The following is a 21391-nucleotide window of genomic DNA, read 5'->3' on the forward strand; positions in this document are numbered from 1 at the left end:
CGCATAAAAAAAGACCTCCCGAATACTGCGGAAGGCCTTTTGGGCTAAATTAAATCCCTGCAGAGGGTTTTATTCCCCGAGGCTTGTCTCGTAATACGAGGTATATCTTTCATTTCAAACGTCCTGGGCTTGCCCCGAGGATATTGATTGAAAGAAATAGAATTACAGTTTAATCAATTTTGAAGTCAAAGTGGCACCGGTATTGGTTTCAATTTTAACCAGATAAATGCTTTGGGTCAAATCTGAAATATCAAAACGCTCTGAAGCAGAAAAATCGCCTTTGAATGATTTGATCAGTTTCCCTGTGAGGTCATAAATATCCAAATTGTTGATGGCCTTATTCGTTTGAAACGAGCTGTTGGCTGGGTTTGGATAGATACTGAAATTATTTTCTGCAGCAATGGAAGCGCTACTCAAAGTGGAGGCTTGATTGCCAAAAATCCTGAATTGACCTGCGGGAATGGTAATTGTTGCTGCGCTATGGGTGGTGTCTCCAGTTTCGTCCATAAGATCATACCAAGTGCCACTAGTTGGGAAATTGGTATTTAGGGTTTGTGATACCACATCAAAGTTGGCCAAAACAATTACGTTTCTCAATGCCGTTGTTGGGAGTGAGGTGTCAAACACATCGATTCTTGGCGTCAAAGTGCCGGTGGTCATGGCGTAATCGCCTTCAAAAACAGGCTCGTTGATCTTAAGCGCATTGAGTCTTGCCCAGTCGTTGTAAATCTTGTTTCGGTTGGCGTCTGCCAACCAATTTTCTGTCCATTGAGGTTGTGGTTTCGTGTCGAGTTTACACCCATCATCGTTTATACTTCCATCATTACAGGTAAAGATGGAGTTGTCCATACCCAAATCTGCAAAGTGCCAAAGCATTTTTGGACCGGGTACGGTAATTGTCATGGCGCCAATAGCAGACATTCGTGATAAGGCAGTGTTCAAATCTTGAACATTATGCGAGCCATTTGAGTCATTACCAAAGGTGACGGCGCGGTACATTAAACGTTCCTCATCGTGGCTTTCTGGATATCCTATAACCCTTGGGCCATTAAACTGCGAACGGGATTTATGGCCGATAGCATTAATGTTATTGTTGGTGTTGAAGCCCATTAACAATTGACTGTAGGGATCGGTCATTTTGCCCCACATCATGATGCCCTTGCCTTCGTCCAGTCGGTAATTTGCCCATTCCTTTTCTTCGTTCTGCGATCCAAGATGTTCAAAAATAACATAATGGTCTTCATCGAGCGACCATGAATAGTCGGCATATTCTCTCAAAATATCTATGCGATCTTGTTGATAACCATTGGTGCATCCTTCATCGCTTCCGGTACAATTTTGGGTAAATCCTTTGGTCAAATCCCAACGAAACCCATCAATCTTAAAATCTTCTACCCAATGCTTTACAACGCGTTTGGTGTATTCTTGTGTCAATGGGCTCTGGTGGTTAAAATCTGAACCAACATTATAACTGTGTCTGGCAGTCTCATTGAAGTATGGGTTTTCGCTACTTGGATTTCCAAAGCCATCGCCTTCAGGGTCGTTTACCCATAGACGAACCAACGGGTTTCTTCCAAAGGCATGGTTTAAGGCCACATCCAGAATAACCGCAATGCCATTTTGGTGGCATAAATCTATCAATTCCTTAAATTTATCTTCAGTGCCATAAAACTTATCGAGTGCCATGTGAAATGAGGTATTGTAGCCCCAACTTTCATTGCCCTCATATTCCATAACTGGCATGAGTTGAATGGCGTTGATGTTCAAATTCTTGAAATAATCGATGCGATCAATAAGGTCTTGGTAATTTCTATCGGCATCAAAATCCCTTACCAAAACTTCATAAACAATCAAGTCTTCTTCTTTTGGGGCATTAAAATCATCTACTTGCCAGTTGTAAGGTGTTTGTCCTGTTTGTAAAACGGTTACCTCAAAATTTTGACCCGCAGGATAGGTGGGAATATTAGGATATGTATTAGAAGGGATAAAAGGATCATCGAAAGGCGATAACACCAATGTTGAAAAGGGATCTGCAACTTTTACCAAAGTTTTTGAATTTGCTATTGGTGTCGCATCGTAAGCCCAGTATTGATATGTTTCTATTTGCCCTGGAGTTAAGCCATTGATTTGTAACCAATATTTTCCAGTATTTGGGTCGCGCTTCATAACATCTGAATTAGTTGGCGTGTAGTTGTTGAAACTTCCTGCGATATGAACAAAGTCTTTTCCAGGTGCAGTCAATACGAGCGTTGCCGTTGTTTGGTCTGAGCCATAATTGATACCGTCCTGCAAACTGGAAGGGAGGGCTTGTGCAACAACCTCTGGTGTGACTAAAACTTCAAAGGAAGTTTCTCCTGTTTCTGTAGATCCCGGAGGAGTTCCCACAAATCTAACAGTACCACTCTCGGTGATATTGGAAAGTGTAGTATTACAAGCAGGGAAACCACAAGAACCAGTAGCTACGGATACATCATTATAAAAAACCTCAAAGGTACCTTGGACTGTCGTAGTCCCTTGAAAATTGATACTGGCACTAATCGGAATATTTGCTCCGGAATTTACCAGCACCAAATTTGAGGATGGATTATTGATATTCACTTGTACACGGCCCACAGCTTTGATGATATCGTCGGTTTGACTGGTGCCATCCTGTGACTTTACCAAAAAGGCGATTCTTGAGATGTTGGTGTTGTTGTAAAACGTTGTTGGGGTTAAGGTGTAGCTATACGTACCATCCATATTACTGGTGAACTTAGCAGTCTCTGGAGAGTTGCCAAAATCTGTACCTGTTGCGGTTGGGTTATTGATTGGGTTTCCGTTTTCATCAAAATGCCAGGCCCAAAGATAAAGGTCAGAGACGCCCCAAGCGGTCTGAGGGTTGAAATCTGAGACAATGATTTCGATTTCCTCGGTTTCATCAAAAAACGCGGGATCGGTTGTAATGGTTTGAGCACCTAGAGGAAATAAGCACCCAGCAAAACACAGTAGTTGTAATAGTTTTTTCATTGTAAATAATTTTTTTTGTAAAAAAGGCTGTGTTGTTTTATGACACAGCCTTCAATTAGTTATAGAATTGTTTACTCTACCGTGATGGTAAGGCCTACAGTATCAACAGTAATGGTGTAAGTACCTGGTGTGCCATCAAAGAAAAAATTTAAATCGTTATCCATGGCATTCAATAAAACAGAATCAATGGTATAGCCCAACCCTTCATAGGTGGTGTAGTTGATTCCAGAATCCCAAGCACTGTTTACGGTAAAGAACCTAAAGGCATCGTTAGTTAAGGCCACATCTCCTGAATAAATGCCAGCTCCAGTACATGGCAGCATAACGGGTGTATCCCAAGACCAGCCAGCATCAACAGCACCAGCTCCTACTATCCATAATTGTTCAAATTCGCAAGTTAATTGCTCAGGATCTAAAGTTATGGTTTTGTTAATGTCATCAACAGTAAGGAGGTAAGTACCAGGGGTTCCATCAAAGAAGAAGTTGCTATCACCATCCATAGCATCGATTAAATCGGGGTCAATGGTGTAACCATTTCCTTGGTAACCTGGATAATTAGTGCCTGAGCCCCAGTTGGTGTTTTCTGAGAAAAACCGAAAGGCGTCATTGCTTAATGTAACGTTTCCTGAATAGGTACCATTACCAGTACATGGCAAGGCTACTGGGTTATCCCAGGACCATCCTGCATCTGTACCAGCTCCAACCAACCATAATTGATCAAAATTACAATTTGGCCCCACTACTGGAGGGGATAATGTAATGGTTTTGGCCTCGGTATCTATTTGGATGAAGTATTCTCCTGGCGTGCCAGTGAACTGAAAATTGCTGTCGCCATCCATAGCGTTCACAAGATTAGAATCAATTGTGTAACCCACTGAAGTGTAATACGGATAATTTAAACCGCTACCCCAGTTCGTTGCCTCGGTAAAAAATCTAAAGGCATCATTGATCAAATTGATATTACCGGAGTAAACTGTGCCTTGTAGTGGAAGTTCAATGGGATTATCCCAAGACCATCCAGCATCAACGGCACCAGCACCAACCACATAAAGTATAGGTGCTAGTTCAACGCTATATGGTGTAACTGTGATATTCACTGGTTCAGAAAAGCGCTCCATATTGCCGCCTTCCATCATGATTGATGCTTTAATTCTAAAATCAAGGTCTCCAGCTTCTTCAGCGGCGAGACCAGCATTGAGAACCACTTCATTAAATGCTTCGTGAGTGTATTCTAATGTTGTCTCAGCCCCGGCGTTTTCAGCTACTATAGTTTCAAAATTTGTACCACCTGCTGCAAATTGCACTTCGTAGTTTACCGCTACAGAACTGTTTTCGCCAAAGTCTGGATCATCCCAAGACATGGATATGGCTGTATCAGTTGGTGTTGTTTCAAGTAAAACCAAATTGAAACTACCATCTGGAGAAGTAACAACAGGTGCTGCTTCGGAATAAGAAGACACGCTGAAACTTACGCTATTTGAAACCAGTGATCCTGAAGTCACGCGCAAGAAAACTGTAAAAGGCTCAAAGGCATCTGCACCAGCTCCAAGAACGGTGCTGTTAAACTCAGCAACTGTCATGGTAAAACTATCTGAGGGAGATGAACCTATTACCATTGGGCTTTCAAAATCATTATCTGAAGAGAGTTCAACCATGTAACCCCCGGATCCTGCAGTCAATTCATCCTCCCAAACTATCGTAAGTGCAGGATTGTCTGGCAAATTATAATTTAAGTTAATATTGGAAGCACCTGGACTTAAAAGTTTAAACTGTGCTTCAGGCTTCGTTAAAATGACATTATCATCTGTTTCACAGGCCATGAACACAAAGAACAAACTAAGGATCAGAGCACTAAATTTTGTAATTTTCATAGTTTTAATTTTTATAAGTTTAGCGGGATCATAATATAATCACCAGTGAGGTCGTTGAACCAGATTTCGTAGTTGGCTTGAACTAAAACAGGAATGCTTGAACCGCCCTCTGTAGCCACTCCAGAAAAGGCTGAACTTCCTCCCCAGGCAGCACCAGTATTTGTTACGATCTGAAGATCTCCTGATTGCAGCGCTACGTTATTGATGTACCAAAGATGAGGGTCAAAAGCAGTTTGTTGCATAGCAGTATCATCTGATAAAGCAGAGCCTTGCACAGTTACATCTGTAAAATCTACAGCACCTGTGGCATCGTAAGAATCGATGGTGTATGTCAATTCATCAAAATCAATTGTAAACGTGAAATATCCGTCTGAAGGAACACCAAAGCGTCCTGGGTCACTTGACTGCGTACCAGGGTTACCGGCTACTTCTCCCGTTCCAGAAACGTTATCTGATCCTTCGCTAGCTGCGTTACCCCATTGCGGCTGCCACATGCCTCTAGTTTCTAAAATCTTGAAGCGACCGTCATCAAATCCTCCGCCGCCTTTTGTGAAGAAGCCGGTATAGGTGTAAAAATCACTGTCATTAGGATCTCTAAATAAAGGCGGGTTGTTGTTGTTATTGTTCCAATCTGCCAACGTGCCATTTCCTACTAGATAAAAGTCAGAGAAATCATAGTTGAAATAAGGGGTCGCATTAAAGCTAATGATGTTAGAAACAGATTGCAATTCTGCTTGAACCCCTATTGACGATATTACCCTAGCATAAACTGGATTCATCAACAGCGGCGGAAGACCTGCAGCACTCACTCTTCCGTTAAGATCACTCATTGTAAGTGATGCCGAACTAACACCAACCGAACTGGCAACTTGCACAGGGTTGGTAAAACTTTGATCAGATGAAAATTCTAAGGCGTAATTTTCTACTACGGCCTGCGAGTAATCCGCATTGCTCCAGTTGAAGGTAACAGCTGGATTACTAGGATTTGATCCATCAATTGCAATTTCTGAGATTGGTAACTCCTCTAAAACAATCGGCGTTGATTCAGAAGCAACAAACTCGGAAGCGTCGTCCTCACAAGATGTTGTGAGGAAAATCATTGAAATTACAAATGGCAAAAACTTGATATATGTTCTTATTTTCATGATTTAAATGCTTTTATTGGTATCCTTCGTTTTGTTCTAAATTCGTGTTTATTCCTAAATCTGTTGCCGGTAGTGGCATTACATTTCTAAAGGCTTCTGTGGTAGTACCTTGTTGTACTCCACCTTTCCATTGCCATACTCCATTATTGGAGAATTGGTTGAATCTCACCAAATCGGTTCTTCGATGACACTCCCAATACAATTCTCTAGAGCGCTCATCGATGATGAAATCTAAGGTTAGGTCTGATTGTGAGATATTTCCACTAGTATCTCCATAGGCGCGTTCTCTAATTTCATTGATATAACCACGAGCTAAATCCATAGAACCACCACCTCCTCTCAAGGCTGCTTCTGCGTACATCAAGTACACATCGGCGAGTCTAAACATAGGGAAGTCAATGTCGGTATGATCTCCTGAAGAATCTGAGCCAGGATCGCCGTTAACGTCTACATTTCTATATTTGGCCACAGCATATCCATCTGTAAATGTGCTCACATCGGCAATGTTTTTGGTTTGCCCATCTGTGTAAAGCAACTCTCTTCCGTCTGCTGAATTCGCTTCATTTGGAAATTGCTCAACAAATGTAGGTGTTGTTCTAACGCCAAACCATCCACCATTGATTCCAAAATTAGCGGGATCCATTGAACCACCAACAGGTGCATGTGTCATAAAGGTCATGCCACCAAAAGCTTGCGTTCTCAAACCATCAAAAGGTATTGTGAAAATAACTTCAGATTGGGCACCGTTGGAGTCGTTATCTGCCAAGAAGGAATAGAAATAGGGTGTGCTTGGAATTGTATATCCGGCATTGATAATATTATTGGAATAGGTAATAACCTCTGTATAACGAGATGTCCCCGTATAAACTTCAGCATTCAAATACAATTTTGCCAACACCATCCAAGCTGCGGCTCTGTCTGCTCTTCCATATTCATTCTGACGCGGTGCAACCAGCTCATCTTCAATGTCCAATAATTCAGATTCTATGTAATCAAATAAGTCAGCTCTCTGAATCTGTGGAGGTAAGAATGCGCCAACGGCATCATTTTCAGTTATAAAAGGTGGATTTGCGAATAAATCCATGGCATGCCAATAGGTAAGCGCTCTCATAAAACGAACTTCGGCTCTATACGTCTGAATTTCTTCCCTCAAATCTGCATTTACACCTCTTTCATTCAATTTCCCTTCTGTAGTTTGTCGCAAAAATTCATTAGTCAAGGCGACTTGGTACATTAATCGGCTGTACATGGTTCTGATAAACTCATTACCAGATGTCCAAACCTGTCCGTGTAAATCTTGAATTGTACCATCATTCCAGGCAATAAGGGCTTCATCGGTTGTAAGTTGTTGCATTTTCCAATACAATCTTAAATAATTTGAAAACCCTTCATCCAATCCTGCTAAATCAGGTGCCCCTGCTGGACCCTCCTGCCCACTTAGTGAAATCCCAGCATAAATTTTCGCTAAAAATTCCTTATAGGCCTCTGGATTCTCAAAGGCGGCATCAGCAGTAAGACGTGCGTCTTCTGGCTGTAAGTCTAATCGGTCTTCACAAGACTGCATGAAAATTGCAACTGTGAGCACGACTAGAAGATTTTTAATTGTTCTTAACATCATAGCTTTGTTGTTTATATAATTAATGTTCATCTTTTTAGAATGTAAAGTTTAAGCCCAAGACAATATCTCTAGTCCTTGGATAGAAATTGTTTTCGATACCATTGCTTATTTCAGGGTCTAAACCGTCATATTCTGTAATTACAAATACATTATTTGCGGTTAAAGAAGCACGGAAAATAATTTTTTCAAATGGAATCGTGTAACCAAATGAGATATTATCTAGTCTTATAAAATCTGCTCTTTGAATGTATAAGTCGGAAAACAAATTTTGATTTCCAAATCCAGTATCAAGTAAACTTGCGTGGGCATTGGCCTGATAACCTGGTTGGTTTAAAACATTATTTAAATTCCCATTCTCCGAAGCGCTATTATTGTAAACATAGTTGCCAAAATTACCTCTAAAGGTAAAGTTCAAGTCTAAGTTTTTATATCTAAAATTGTTGGTAAAACCAATAAAAGCATCTGGAGTCGCTTTCTTGTAAGCTTGTCTATCAGCTTCAGTAATGATGTTATCACCATTAACATCAACATAAGCACCCTCAATGGCATTGCCATCATTGTCATAAACTTGACGAAAGACAAAGAACGTTGATGGATCAAAACCTGGTTTCAAAATTTGAATATTATTACCAACACCACCATTTATACCCCCTGTAGGGATAAAGTAATCGGGATCATCATTTAAGCTAAGTGACGTGATTTCTTGTTCTTGAAATGTAATATTAAAATTAGTATCCCATCCAAAATCTTCTTCTTTCATTATAACACCATTTAGGCTTATCTCTAAACCTTTACTGGTAACTTGACCAACATTGGTCAAAAGAATATCTGTTAAATTAGCTCCAGCCGGAACAGGTACTAAAGATAATAAATCTTCGGTTTCCCTGTAATAGGCATCAATACTACCTGAAAGTCTATTATTGAAGAAGCCAAAATCTACGGCCACATTGTATTGTGTTGTTTCTTCCCATTTTAAATTTTCATCATATGGTTCGGGTCTTATTGTAGAAATAAAGCGCGGATCTCCGTTAGGTTGAGTGCCAAACTGTATATTGGCAGCTTGATTTCTAGAAGGCGTGTAAAGGCCTTGATAACCATAGTTAGGCCCTATTTCTTGCTGTCCTTGAACTCCCCATCCAGCTCTTAGTTTTAAGTTTGAGAATAAGGAATTTTCCATAAAAGATTCATTCATGACTTTCCAACCTACTGAGACACCTGGAAAATAACCAATGCGATTATCTTCACTAAAACGAGAAGAGCCATCTCGTCTAATATTTGCAGAGATTAAATATTTGTCAGCAATGTCAAAACTTCCTCTGGCAAAATAAGATTCTAAGGCATTTCTGTTTATATCTCTTTGGGAGATACTAATATTAGTACTTCTGTCAAAGAAGCTACTTCTGTAGAATTCCTGAAAAGCATGTCCTGCAGTGATATCCATTTTTGTGTTTATGGACTCGATTTCTTTCTTATAATTGAGATAAAAATCTAAAGAGGTGTTACGGTTTTGGCCCGAGGATATTTCATTGAGTGCAAATGCATCTGGGTTGTTTGGGTTGCCAGCTTCAAACCTATGGCCATCATTTTCAGCATAGTCAATACCAGCGTTTACGGTAAGCGTTAAATCTCTCAAAAACCAAAAATTATAATCTAAATTAAAGTTAGAAATAAGTCTTTGAATGGTCTGTCTATTGTCATATTCTTCTAAAAGGAACAATGGGTTAGCTGGCGCTAGATTAGCATCAGAACCATATTGTGTGAAGTTTCCGTTGTTGTCTAATACAGATTGCGTTGGATCAAAACGTGTGGCAGCACCAATTGCCCCTCGGTTGGCATAAGAAAACTCATCTTGAACTGCTTTTGTCACCAAGGTCAATTTTAAATCGTTATCTAATAATCGCTGCACAAATGAGGCATTGATTCCATTTCTTTCATAAAGATCTTGAAGCGGCCCTTCTTGCGATGCATGGTTAAAATTAATTCTAAAGTTGGATCGCTCATAACCTTTAGATACCGTTATATTATGAATCGCACCAACTCCAGTGGTATAAATTTCATCTTGCCAATCGGTATTTGCATTTCCTAAAGAAGAGGAGTCAAAACCTGGATTTGAAGCTAAGTCGCGATATTGATCAGCATCGAGTACATCAATAGTGTTTGCAACACGTCTAGTAGAAATCTGTAATCCGTATTCTATTTTCAAAGGCTGATTTACAGATCCTTTTTTTGTGGTAATCAAGATGACACCATTTGACGCTCTAGAACCGTAAATAGCAGTTGCCGAAGCATCTTTTAATACAACAAAATCTTCAATGTCTGCCGGGTTGATGGCATTCAAGGCATTGGCACTTCCTTGAGCAGCGCCACTTTGATCAATTGGTAAGCCGTCAATTACGATAAGCGGACTGTTGGATGCAGACAAGGACGCTCCACCACGAATTCTAATTTCCCCACCTTCACCAGCAGCACCTCCACCAGTGGTTACTCTAACACCAGCAGCTTTACCAGCAATCAATTGTTGCGGCGCTACAATGGCTCCTCTATTGAATTCTTCATCAGAGACTTTCTCTATAGCTCCTGTTGCATCTTGCTTTGTGGTAGAACCATAGCCAATAAGTACTATTTCATCTAATTTACCAGCATCTGGTTTGAGAGCCACGTTTAATTGTGAGCCATTGGTAAAGGTAATCTCTTTAGTTTCATATCCTAAATATGAAAAAACAAGAACTTGTCCTTCAGTTACTGTAATGGAGTAAAGTCCATCAAAATCGGTTGATGCCCCTGTCGATGTTCCCTTGATAATGATATTCACTCCCGGAAGGGGCATTGCGTTAGCTTCGTCTGTTACGGTTCCAGAAACCTGTGTCTGTGCAAATAATAATGCAGGCATCAAAAAAACCAGTAGAAAAAGGCCGTTCAAAAATGTTTTCATAGAAGATTTTTAAAAGTTAGTTGCTTAAATTTTTGTTATATTTTCACTTCCTGGGATAAATCTATGTAAAAACAACGTAAACTATGTGTTAACTGATTTTTTTTGGTTGGCGAAAACGTTTTCGTGTTAAGAACTTTTTCGAAATTGAATAAAATCAATTAAAAATGGATAGAAATTAACGATATGATAAAATTATCATACCTTTATTGTGAAGTTGGGAAGCAATAGCATTTCTTTTTTGATCAAATATACTAAAAATTAATGAACATAAAGTCTTCCGAAGTTTCCAAAATACTCATTGCGAGTATCTTCCATTAGTATGTATGCGTCTTTCCAAAAATCATATAACCAACTACAATTAAATGAGAAAAAAAGTCACCTTAAAACAAATAGCAAAAGAGTTGGATGTCTCCATCTCCACAGTATCCAAAGCCCTTAGAGATAGCATTGAGATTAGTGAAGACACCAGGCAGAAGGTACAGGCCTTTGCCAAACTTTACAATTACAGGCCCAACAACATCGCACTTAGTCTCAAAAATCGCAAGACTAAAACCATAGGCATCATCATCCCAGAAATTGTGCAGCACTTCTTTTCAAAAGTCATCACTGGTATTGAGATGGTGGCCAATAGAAAGGGCTACAATGTGATTGTTGCTTTGTCAAACGAGTCTTTTGATAAAGAGGTCATTAACATGCAAATGCTTGCCAATGGCAGTATAGATGGTTTTATTTTGTCTATAGCCAAGGAGACCTTGCAACAGCAAGATTACCATCATTTTACCGAAACAATCAACCAAGGCATGCCCATCGTGATGTTTGATCGGGTTGTGAATGAGATCAAATGTGATAAGGTTATTGTTGACGATGTGAAAGGTGCTAAAAAAGCGGTCAACAAATTAATTGAAAATGGCTGCAAGAATATCGCCATCATTACTACCAAAGATTATGTAAGTGTTGGAAAACTAAGAACCCAGGGCTATCTTGAGGCTTTGGATGATCACAAGATAAACCCCGAATCTTCTTTGATTCTTAAAATTGAGGATAAATTATTGTCTGAAGACCATTTAGACCAATTGGAAAATGACATTGAACAATTATTTAAGCAAAATGATAAGATCGATGGTATTTTTGCCGTAAATGAACTCTATGGTGTTACCGCTGCTAAAGTGGCCAGGCGCTATGGCTACGAAATTCCCGAAGCCCTTCAGATTGTAAGCTTTAGTGATGGTGTGCTCTCTAGACATTCCACACCCAGCTTGTCCACAATTAGCCAACACGGACAAAAAATAGGCGAAAGTGCTGCGGAATTGTTAATCAAGCGCTTGGAAATGGAGGACGAAGAGGACTTTAACGAAGATGAAGATGAAATCTTTGAAACCGTGGTTATCGAAACAAATCTTATTGAACGGGAATCCACCAAATAGAAGATGTTACTCCCATCTGATTTTGCGATTGCTATTTTAAGGAATGCTTAAAAGTCTATTAAGCGATAGGATTCCAATCGTTACAAATTTTGAAACGCTGCTAAATGATTAAATTTTTCAATAGTGAATCAATAGGACGTTTTGCTTTTAACTTACTTGAAATCAATTAATTGAATTTAAATTCGAGATTCCTGATTCTAAAAGTGAAGCGGTCTTAATGTTTTGCCTCCCAACATTGATAGCTTATTATTTAAAATCTTTAGTATATTTACGCCCAATTCAGAACTTATATTTTCACTTCTACCATAAGTTTTGATGAGTTTTAACGCTTGTCAATAGTAGTAATCAATTATATACTATCTATGATGAAAAAGCGCGCTTTAGGTTTTTGGGAAATCTGGAACATGAGTTTCGGTTTCTTGGGGATCCAATTTGGATTTGCATTACAAGGAGGCTTTATGTCTCGAATATTTCAAACTTTAGGAGCAGAGAAAGACGCCATTCCGCTATTGTGGATTGCAGCGCCATTAACTGGTTTATTGGTTCAGCCTATCATTGGCTATATGAGTGACCGTACCTGGAGCCCAAAATGGGGGCGACGCCGTCCTTATTTTCTCGTTGGCGCCGTCTTAAGTTCCATTGCCCTATTTTTTATGCCACATTCGCCAGCCTTATGGATGGCAGCGGGATTTCTATGGATTTTGGATGCTTCCATTAACGTGTCCATGGAGCCTTTTAGAGCTTTGGTGGCCGATAAGCTGCCAGAATCACAGCGGTCCTATGGGTTCGTGGTTCAAACCTTGATTATTGGTATCGGGACTTGGATTGCGAGTAACTTACCCTGGATGGTCTCTCAACTTGGGGTAAGCAATTCTGCCGATTTGGGCGTTGTTCCCATGTCGGTTAAAGTGGCTTTCGCCATTGGAGCATTCGTATTTATGGCCAGTATTCTATACACCGTGTTTACCACTACAGAATATCCACCGGAAGACATGGAAGAGTTCGAGCGTGAAAAAGCCGAAAGGAATAAATTCATACCCAATATTCTCAACAACATAGGAAACATGCCACTTACCATGAAAAAATTAGGAGTTATCCAGTTTTTCTCTTGGTTCGCCTTTTTTACCATGTGGAGTTTGGCCAACCCAGCTTTGACCGAGCACGTGTACAAAGCGCCGGCACCCATTGAAAACTCTTACGACATGACCGTTGTCGCCCAGGCCGCAAAATTCAATGTTGAGAATACCAACTTTCAGGAAGCTTCTAACTCAGTAGGCTCTGCAATGGGTATTTACGGATTGTCTTCCATGGCATTTGCTTTATTATTAACGCTTTACACCTCTAAAAAGAACATCAACCGGAAATACGTGCACCTATTTTCATTAATAGTGGGAGGCCTAGGATTTTTAGGCATGTACTACGCCACGCCAGACACCTTGCTCTATTGCTTTATATTGGTAGGCGTGGCTTGGGGCAGTATTCTATCTATGCCTTATGCCATGCTCTCCAGTTCTGTGGACCCCAAAAAAATGGGTGTGATTATGGGAATTTTCAATATGTTTATTGTGATTCCACAAATAATTGCAGCTTTGGGTGGCATCAATTACGTATCTAGTCTGTTGGGCGAGGAAGCCATCAATGCCATGACCGTTGCGGGCATTAGTTTGATGATTGCTGGCTTGTGCAACTTATTGATTACAGATAAAAATGCCATTAAATATCAACCGGAATTAACCGAAATACATGACTAAAAAAGGATTTATATTCGACTTAGACGGCGTTATCGTCGATACTGCAAAATACCATTTTCTCGCTTGGAAAAAATTGGCGAAACGTATTGGTATGGATTTTTCTGAAACACAAAACGAACAACTTAAGGGCGTGAGCAGAAAACGCTCGCTTGAAAAAATATTGGCCTGGGGAAATAAAACGCTTTCCGAAGCAGAGTTCAACCAACTCATGAGCGCAAAAAATGACGATTATTTGAGTTACATCGAAAAGATGGACGATTCGGAAGTGCTGCCAGACATCGCAAAAACCTTGGATTTTCTCATCGGGAAAGGGCAAGCCGTGGCTCTGGGTTCTGCGAGCAAAAACGCCGTACCTATTTTGAAAAAGGTGCATTTGCTGGATAAATTTGAAGCCATCGTGGACGGGAACGACGTTTCCAAAGCCAAACCAGATCCTGAAGTCTTTTTAAATGCTTCAGAATTGTTGAAGGTCAAACCAGAAGATTGTATTGTTTTTGAAGATTCTGTGGCAGGAGTTCAGGCCGCCAACATCGCCAAGATGCTGTCCATAGGAATAGGAGATAAGAAAAACCTGCACGAAGCCGATTATGTTTTCAAGGATTTCACTGAAATTTCTGAAGATTTTTTAAACGACATCATGTCCAACAAGATCAACAAATCATCAAACACAACTGTTAAATAGATAATCACACCATCATGAATCATAATTATATAAAACCAAATCCTTGGTCCATTATTGAAGAGGGCTTTGACGCCGAGCGTGTAAAATCCTCTGAAAGTTTAATGAGCCTTGGCAATGGCGCCATGGGCCAACGTGCCAATTTTGAAGAAACCTATACGGGTAAGACTTTTCAAGGCAGCTATGTGGCTGGGGTGTACTATCCTGATAAAACCCGGGTGGGCTGGTGGAAAAATGGCTACCCAGAATATTTTGCCAAAGTGCTCAACGCTCCAAACTGGATTGGTATCAACGTTAACATCAATGGCGAAGCCTTGGATTTGGCCAAATGTAATAAGGTAGAACATTTTCGCAGGGAACTCAATATGAAAGAAGGTTGGTTGTCGCGAAGCTTTACCGCAACACTACAGAACTTTGTGGAAATCAAGGTTGAGGTCAAACGTTTTCTGAGCTTGGAGATGGATGAGCTTGGTGCCATCGAATATAAAATAACGCCAATAAACAACGCTGCCCAAATTGATTTTATGCCTTATTTGGATAATGGCATTACCAATGAAGACACCAATTGGGACGATAAATTTTGGGATGTCTTGAGTGTGGATCACGAAGGCGAACAGGCCTTTATCACATCGCGTACCATGAAAACGCATTTTTACGTATGTACGGCCATGCAAACCCAAGTAAGCATGAACGGGTCTAAAATCGCTTCAGAAAAAACGGTAAACGCGACCAATGATAAAATTGAGTTTACCTATAAAAATGAAGTGTCTAAAGGCGACTCCATTACCATGACCAAGTTTGGTGGCTATACTGTAGACCGCAATCATGATAAAAACGACTTGGTTTCCGTAGCTAAAAACACCTTGCAAAAAGCCTGCGATTTAGGTTTTGAAGCCTTATTGCAACAACAAAAACAGGCCTGGGCGAAAATTTGGGACATGTCCGATATTTCCATTGAAGGTGATGTGGCGGCGCAACAGGGCATCCGTTTTAATATTTTTCATCTCAACCAAACCTACTCTGGTAAAGATGCCCGATTGAATATTGGCCCCAAGGGCTTTACAGGTGAAAAATATGGCGGCAGTACGTATTGGGATACTGAAGCGTATTGCATCCCTTTTTATATGGCGACCAAAGATCATGAAGTGGCTAGAAACCTATTGACGTATCGCTATAACCATTTGGAAAAAGCCATTGAAAATGCTGAAAAATTAGGCTTTTCAAATGGGGCAGCGCTCTACCCAATGGTAACCATGAACGGCGAGGAAAGCCATAATGAATGGGAGATTACCTTTGAGGAAATACACCGTAATGGCGCCATCGCTTTTGCCATTTTCAATTATTTTAGATACACGGGAGATTTTAGCTATATTCCAGAGAAAGGTTTAGAGGTGTTGATCGCAATCGCAAGATTCTGGCAACAACGCGCCACGTGTTCTTCACAAAAGAATCAATATATGATCCTTGGTGTCACTGGGCCAAATGAATATGAAAATAACGTCAATAATAATTTTTACACCAACTACATCGCCAAATGGTGCATCAATTACACCTTGGAAATGATCACCAAGGTCAAGGAAGGTTTTTCTGAAGACTTTGCGCGTATCAAAGGCAAAACGAAAATAACAGATAACGAATTGGATCTTTGGAAAAAAGTGGCAGATGACATGTATTTCCCTTTTTCCGAAGCACATAATATTTATTTACAACAAGACGGATTCTTGGATAAGGAATTGATCACCGTTGCCGATTTGCCAAAATCACAGCGCCCCATCAACCAGAAGTGGTCTTGGGACCGCATCTTGCGCTCGCCTTACATCAAGCAGGCCGATACCTTACAAGGCTTCTACTTTTTTGAGGATCATTTTTCTACGGAAGAATTAGAGCGTCACTTCGACTTTTACGAGCCGTTCACAGTTCATGAAAGTTCTTTGTCGCCTTGCGTGCACAGCATACAAGCAGCGAAATTGAACCGTATGGAACAGGCTTACGAATTCTATTTACGAACCTCAAGATTGGATTTAGACGATTACAATAAGGAAGTTGAAGAAGGTTTGCACATTACCTCCATGGCTGGTACTTGGATGAGTGTTGTAGAAGGTTTTGGCGGCATGCGCGTTAAAAATGACGTCTTGTCTTTTGAACCTAAAATCCCTAAGGGCTGGGATTCATACGCCTTTAAAATCAATTTTAGAAACCAAATTCTCAAGATCGATGTGGCTCAAAACGGCACTAGCTTTAAGTTGGAAGGTGACAGCGATTTAACAATTATGGTCAACGGTAAATTGGTGGAGATTAGCCCAAATGAATTGGTGACCGTGTAAATCAATACGGCTGGCCGAAATCAAACGAACTGAATTTTAACTAATACCATGAAAATGCCAATCCCGAAAACTCATTTTAGCAGTATGTTGCTTCTTTTGTTGTTGATTAGTTTCACTTGCAAGGCAAGCGAGCCGAATTTGCAATTGGAAAATGCTCAAACTAAGGATGCAATTTCCAATGGTGGAGATGTGGACCGTATTGAACCTCCCAACTGGTGGATCGATTTTGAAACCGATGCCTTGCAACTTCTGGTGCATCACCCAGATATTGGTGATTATTCGCCAAGCATTAGTTATGAAGGCGTTGAAATTGTCAAAGTGACTAAGGCCGGCCAAAGTCCCAATTATTTGTTTATAGATCTTATTATTTCTAAAAACACCTCCTCAGGTACTTTTCCCATCACATTCAAGAATGCCGATGGTCAAGTGCTCATTCAGGATTATGAGCTCAAGTCAAGACAAAAACCCGCTGGTGCTTATGTAGGTTTTAACAGCTCCGACGCCATCTATATGCTCACTCCAGATCGTTTTGCCAATGCCAACCCAGAAAATGATCGCATTGCAGGCATGAACGAGACCAAAGTAGATCGCGCTAATGGTTACGCGAGACATGGAGGCGATATTCAAGGCATTACCCAACATTTGGATTACATCTCAAATCTGGGCTTTACCGCTATTTGGCCATCGCCCTTACTTACCAACGATATGAAATCGGCCTCCTACCATGGCTATGCGATGACCGATTTTTACCAAGTTGATCCACGTTTTGGAACCTTGAGTGAGTATCGGCAGTTGGCAACGCAAGCCCAAAACAAGGGCATAAAGCTTATTATGGACCAAGTCGCGAACCATTGCGGATTATATCATTGGTGGATGCGTGACCTTCCGTTCAAGGATTGGGTCAATCTTCAAGAAAATTTTGAAAAACATCGGGAGCACTGGGATAATGCCCATACCATTAATGCTTCCCACAGGCGTACAACCAATCAAGACCTGTATGCCTCCCAATACGATAAAGATGGCAATTCTGAAGGTTGGTTTGTCTCGACCATGCCCGATCTAAATCAACGCAATCCTTTTATGGCGACTTATCTCATTCAAAATAGCATTTGGTGGATTGAAACATTGGGCTTGGGTGGCATTCGTCAAGACACCTATCCTTATCCCGATAAACAGTTCATGAGTGATTGGGCTGCTGCCATCATGACTGAATATCCAAACTTTTCGATTGTTGGAGAAGAGTGGAGCCTCAATCCCTTGCTCATTGGCTATTGGCAACAAGGTGCTGAAAATGCAGATGGCTACCAATCCCATTTAAGATCCACCATGGATTTTGCCATGCAGCTTAACGTGGTAGAAGCCCTAAACGAAACGGAATCTTGGGACAAAGGCTTGGTTAAGATTTATGAAGGTCTGGCCAATGATTTCCACTACGCCAGTCCAAAAGACATCATGGTATTTGGAGACAACCACGATATGAGTCGCATTTTTACCCAGTTGGATGGCGATGTGGCTAACACGAAAATGGCAATTGCTACTTATGCGGTACTGCCTAGAATCTTCCAAATGTATTATGGGACTGAGATTTTAATGGATGACTTCGAGAATCCGGGGGATCACGGGCTCATTCGAACCGATTTTCCAGGTGGATGGGATGGAGATGCCAAAAATGCTTTTTCAGGAAAAAATATATCGGCGGAAGAAAAGGACATGCAGCGCTTTGTGAGTGAATTACTCAATTTCAGAAAAAACAGCAAGGCCATCCATGAAGGCGAAACCATGCACTTTGCGCCTTTTGATGGCGTCTATTTTTTGTTTAGAATACAGGGAGACGAAACGGTGGTTTTAATTCTGAATAAAAATGAAAAACCCATCAGCATCGACTTAAACCGTTTTTCTGAAATGGGCTTGAACGGAAAAACCTTACGGAATATATTTTCTGAAGACCAAGTGATTTGGAAAAAGGAGATGACTATTGAAAAAAAGGGAGTACAAGTATTGACAACAAATTGAAAACCACTTGCATGGTTTCAAAGAATCGTGTAGGGCTGAATTTTGAAACGTTCCAGACCTAACAGGTTTTTAAAACCTGTTAGGTCTTTATAAGCAAGGCCAGCGACCTGCAAGGTTCTAGCTAGCATCGACCTGCAAGGTTTTAAAGAACCTTGTAGGTCTATAAAGGAATATTATGTACATCAAAACCTGATAGGTTTATCACAAAATTCCATCGCACTTATCAAATCGTATGAAAAAAAGAATACTCTTAATATTATTTTTCGCCTCAATAAGCTTCGGTTTTGCCCAAAACCCGAACCGAACTTTCCTGAGCATGAGCCAAACCCAAAATGGGGCCGAGCTAAAGGTCAGTGACGGACTCTATAAAATCAATTTTTATACTTCGGAAATCGTTGAAACCAGCTTTATCCCAAAAGGAGAGAACGCAAATCCGGAGTCTCATGCGGTGGTTGCCAAACCGAATGCTGTTGCTGTTCAATTTAAAGAATCCAACGGGAACATTCAGCTAAAAACCGAAGGCTTGGAAGTTGTGATTCAAAAGCGTCCGTTTCAGATTTCATACCATTATAAGGAGCAGCCTCTTATTTCAGAAAAATTCGGCTACATTAAAAATGACAGTTTAGAGACCATTCAATTCAATCTCAATAAAGAGGAAGTTTTGTATGGTGGCGGTGCCAGAGCTTTGGGCATGAACCGGCGTGGCAATCGCCTGCAATTGTACAATCGGGCGCATTATGGTTATGAGACGCGTTCTGAGCTCATGAATTTTACCTTACCAATCGTGATGTCTTCTGAAAAATACATGGTTCATTTTGACAATGCGCCCATCGGTTTTTTGGATTTGGACAGTAAAAAAGACAACACATTAACTTACGAAACCATTTCTGGGCGCAAGACCTATCAAGTCATTGCAGGCGATTCTTGGTATGATATTGTGGACAGCTACACCCATTTAACCGGAAAGCAACCCATGCTACCTCGTTGGGCTTTGGGCAATTTCTCTAGCCGATTTGGTTACCACTCACAAAACGAAGTTCTGGAAACCATTGCTAAGTTTCGCGAGGAAGAAATCCCAGTAGATGCCATTATTCTCGATTTATATTGGTTTGGAAAAGACCTCAAAGGCACGATGGGCAATTTGGAATTTGACCGTGATTCTTTCCCAAACCCCAAGCAGATGATTGCCGATTTAAAAAAGGAAAACGTCGAGACCATTCTCATTACCGAGCCTTTTGTGTTGACCACTTCCAAACGTTGGGACGAGGCAGTAACTAAAAATATTCTGGCAAAAGATTCCCTCGGAAAGCCATTTACCTACGATTTTTACTTCGGAAACACGGGCCTTATCGATATTTACAGCAAGGCAGGCAACCAATGGTTCAAAGAAATTTACAAAGACCTCTCAAAAATGGGCGTCAACGGATTCTGGGGCGATTTGGGCGAACCCGAAGTACATCCTTCCGATTTGATTCATGCCACCGGAACTGCCGATGAAGTTCATAATATCTACGGTCACGACTGGGCAAAATTAGTCTATGAAGCCAGTTTGGAGGCCAATCCCAACAAACGACCGTTTATCTTGATGCGCGCTGGTTATTCAGGTTCCCAACGTTATGGCCTGGTGCCTTGGAGTGGCGATGTGAGTAGAAGTTGGGGCGGACTCCAATCGCAGCCCGAAATTGCGCTGCAAATGGGCATGCAAGGTTTGGCTTACATGCACAGCGATTTGGGCGGCTTCGCTGGTGCCAATCTCGATGACGAATTGTACGCGCGATGGTTGCAATATGGCGTGTTCCAGCCAATTTTTAGACCGCATGCACAAGAAGATGTGGCGAGTGAGCCTGTCTTCCGCAGTGAAAAAGCCAAAGCACTGGCAAAACAGGCCATTGAATTGCGTTATCAATTTTTGGCTTACAACTACAATTTAATGTATGAAAACCATCAAACTGGCGCGCCATTGATGCGACCCTTGTTTTTTGAAGAACCAGATAATGAAATGTTGTTCGACTATTCAGCAGCTTACCTTTGGGGTCAGGATATTTTAGTCGCTCCTATTTTAAAGGCAGGAGTTGAAGAGCAAGAAGTGTATTTTCCGAAGACCGCGAATTGGTTCGATTTTTATACCGATGAACACTTTGAAGGTGGAACCACCCAAACGATTCAGGTCAAGGAGAATTCGATTCCAACCTTTGTTCGTGGTGGTAGTTTTATGCCGATGGCGAAAATCGTGCAATCCACAAAATTACATACTGCTGGAACCTTTGAATTGCATTATTATTTTGACGCTTCGGTCTCAAATAGCGAACGTGAATTTTATAATGATGCTGGCGATGGGATTGACCTTATTGAAAAGGGCGATTATGAACTTGTGGAATACGAAGCCAATTACAACCGCAACAAGCTAAAATTTGAGTTTGAACTTGAAGCAGGCAGTCATCAGCATTTGTCGGGCAAATCATTCGAACTTGTTGTGCATAATATCCAAAACGCCCCAAGACGAATCAAAATCAATCATAAAAAAATACCGGTGAATTGGGATGCTGAAACAAAAACCCTAAAAATTCCTATTATTTGGGCTAACACTTCCGAAGACATAGACCTTAAAATCAAACTTAAAAACTAATC

Annotated in this window: 11 protein-coding genes; 6 read left to right on the top strand and 5 right to left on the bottom strand. The window is 40.8% G+C overall.

Annotated elements, in window-relative coordinates:
- Positions 1-162: 162 nt before the first annotated feature.
- The 5 genes from ESY88_RS01135 to ESY88_RS01155 form a co-directional block, all read right to left on the bottom strand.
- Positions 163-3006, bottom strand: a complete 2844-nt coding sequence (locus ESY88_RS01135; protein WP_147085008.1) for an alpha-amylase family glycosyl hydrolase — start codon at positions 3004-3006, stop codon at positions 163-165.
- Positions 3007-3077: 71 nt separating this feature from the next.
- The gene (locus ESY88_RS01140; RefSeq protein ID WP_147085009.1) at positions 3078-4877 is read right to left on the bottom strand and encodes a SusE domain-containing protein; all 1800 of its coding nucleotides are present in this window, start codon (positions 4875-4877) and stop codon (positions 3078-3080) included.
- Positions 4878-4888: 11 nt separating this feature from the next.
- A complete protein-coding gene (locus ESY88_RS01145) occupies positions 4889-6022 on the bottom strand; it encodes a SusE domain-containing protein (RefSeq protein WP_147085010.1) in 1134 nt (377 codons plus the stop codon).
- A gap of 13 nt (positions 6023-6035) precedes the next feature.
- A complete protein-coding gene (locus ESY88_RS01150; RefSeq protein ID WP_189702484.1) occupies positions 6036-7637 on the bottom strand; it encodes a RagB/SusD family nutrient uptake outer membrane protein in 1602 nt (533 codons plus the stop codon).
- A 37-nt stretch (positions 7638-7674) separates the two neighbouring features.
- Positions 7675-10572: a SusC/RagA family TonB-linked outer membrane protein gene (locus tag ESY88_RS01155; RefSeq protein ID WP_147085012.1), complete on the bottom strand. Its 2898-nt coding sequence runs from the start codon at positions 10570-10572 to the stop codon at positions 7675-7677.
- 362 nt (positions 10573-10934) lie between these two features.
- On the opposite strand from ESY88_RS01155, the gene ESY88_RS01160 reads away from it, so the two are divergent.
- From ESY88_RS01160 to ESY88_RS01185, 6 genes are all read left to right on the top strand, one after another.
- Positions 10935-11996: a LacI family DNA-binding transcriptional regulator gene (locus ESY88_RS01160; protein WP_147085013.1), complete on the top strand. Its 1062-nt coding sequence runs from the start codon at positions 10935-10937 to the stop codon at positions 11994-11996.
- 365 nt (positions 11997-12361) lie between these two features.
- Positions 12362-13747, top strand: a complete 1386-nt coding sequence (locus ESY88_RS01165) for an MFS transporter (RefSeq protein ID WP_147085070.1) — start codon at positions 12362-12364, stop codon at positions 13745-13747.
- Positions 13740-14429, top strand: a complete 690-nt coding sequence (pgmB, locus tag ESY88_RS01170; protein ID WP_147085014.1) for a beta-phosphoglucomutase — start codon at positions 13740-13742, stop codon at positions 14427-14429. The genes ESY88_RS01165 and pgmB overlap by 8 nt, the downstream gene beginning before the upstream one ends.
- Before the next feature lie 14 nt (positions 14430-14443).
- The gene (locus ESY88_RS01175; RefSeq protein WP_147085015.1) at positions 14444-16750 is read left to right on the top strand and encodes a glycoside hydrolase family 65 protein; all 2307 of its coding nucleotides are present in this window, start codon (positions 14444-14446) and stop codon (positions 16748-16750) included.
- Positions 16751-16798: 48 nt separating this feature from the next.
- Positions 16799-18763, top strand: a complete 1965-nt coding sequence (locus ESY88_RS01180; RefSeq protein ID WP_394343946.1) for a glycoside hydrolase family 13 protein — start codon at positions 16799-16801, stop codon at positions 18761-18763.
- A 232-nt stretch (positions 18764-18995) separates the two neighbouring features.
- On the top strand, positions 18996-21389 hold the full coding sequence (locus ESY88_RS01185; protein ID WP_147085016.1) for a glycoside hydrolase family 31 protein: 2394 nt from the start codon (positions 18996-18998) through the stop codon (positions 21387-21389).
- The last annotated feature ends 2 nt before the right edge of the window (positions 21390-21391 follow it).

The sequence above is a fragment of the Subsaximicrobium wynnwilliamsii genome, assembly GCF_007997225.1.
GTDB lineage: Bacteria > Bacteroidota > Bacteroidia > Flavobacteriales > Flavobacteriaceae > Psychroserpens > Psychroserpens wynnwilliamsii.

Excerpts from the sequence above, each read along its gene's own strand:
- ESY88_RS01135 (WP_147085008.1), bottom strand. The coding sequence starts at position 3,006 with ATGAAAAAACTATTACAACTACTGTGTTTTGCTGGGTGCTTATTTCCT.
- ESY88_RS01140 (WP_147085009.1), bottom strand. The coding sequence starts at position 4,877 with ATGAAAATTACAAAATTTAGTGCTCTGATCCTTAGTTTGTTCTTTGTG.
- ESY88_RS01145 (WP_147085010.1), bottom strand. The coding sequence starts at position 6,022 with ATGAAAATAAGAACATATATCAAGTTTTTGCCATTTGTAATTTCAATG.
- ESY88_RS01150 (WP_189702484.1), bottom strand. The coding sequence starts at position 7,637 with ATGTTAAGAACAATTAAAAATCTTCTAGTCGTGCTCACAGTTGCAATT.
- ESY88_RS01155 (WP_147085012.1), bottom strand. The coding sequence starts at position 10,572 with ATGAAAACATTTTTGAACGGCCTTTTTCTACTGGTTTTTTTGATGCCT.
- ESY88_RS01160 (WP_147085013.1), top strand. The coding sequence starts at position 10,935 with ATGAGAAAAAAAGTCACCTTAAAACAAATAGCAAAAGAGTTGGATGTC.
- ESY88_RS01165 (WP_147085070.1), top strand. The coding sequence starts at position 12,362 with ATGAAAAAGCGCGCTTTAGGTTTTTGGGAAATCTGGAACATGAGTTTC.
- pgmB (WP_147085014.1), top strand. The coding sequence starts at position 13,740 with ATGACTAAAAAAGGATTTATATTCGACTTAGACGGCGTTATCGTCGAT.
- ESY88_RS01175 (WP_147085015.1), top strand. The coding sequence starts at position 14,444 with ATGAATCATAATTATATAAAACCAAATCCTTGGTCCATTATTGAAGAG.
- ESY88_RS01180 (WP_394343946.1), top strand. The coding sequence starts at position 16,799 with ATGAAAATGCCAATCCCGAAAACTCATTTTAGCAGTATGTTGCTTCTT.
- ESY88_RS01185 (WP_147085016.1), top strand. The coding sequence starts at position 18,996 with ATGAAAAAAAGAATACTCTTAATATTATTTTTCGCCTCAATAAGCTTC.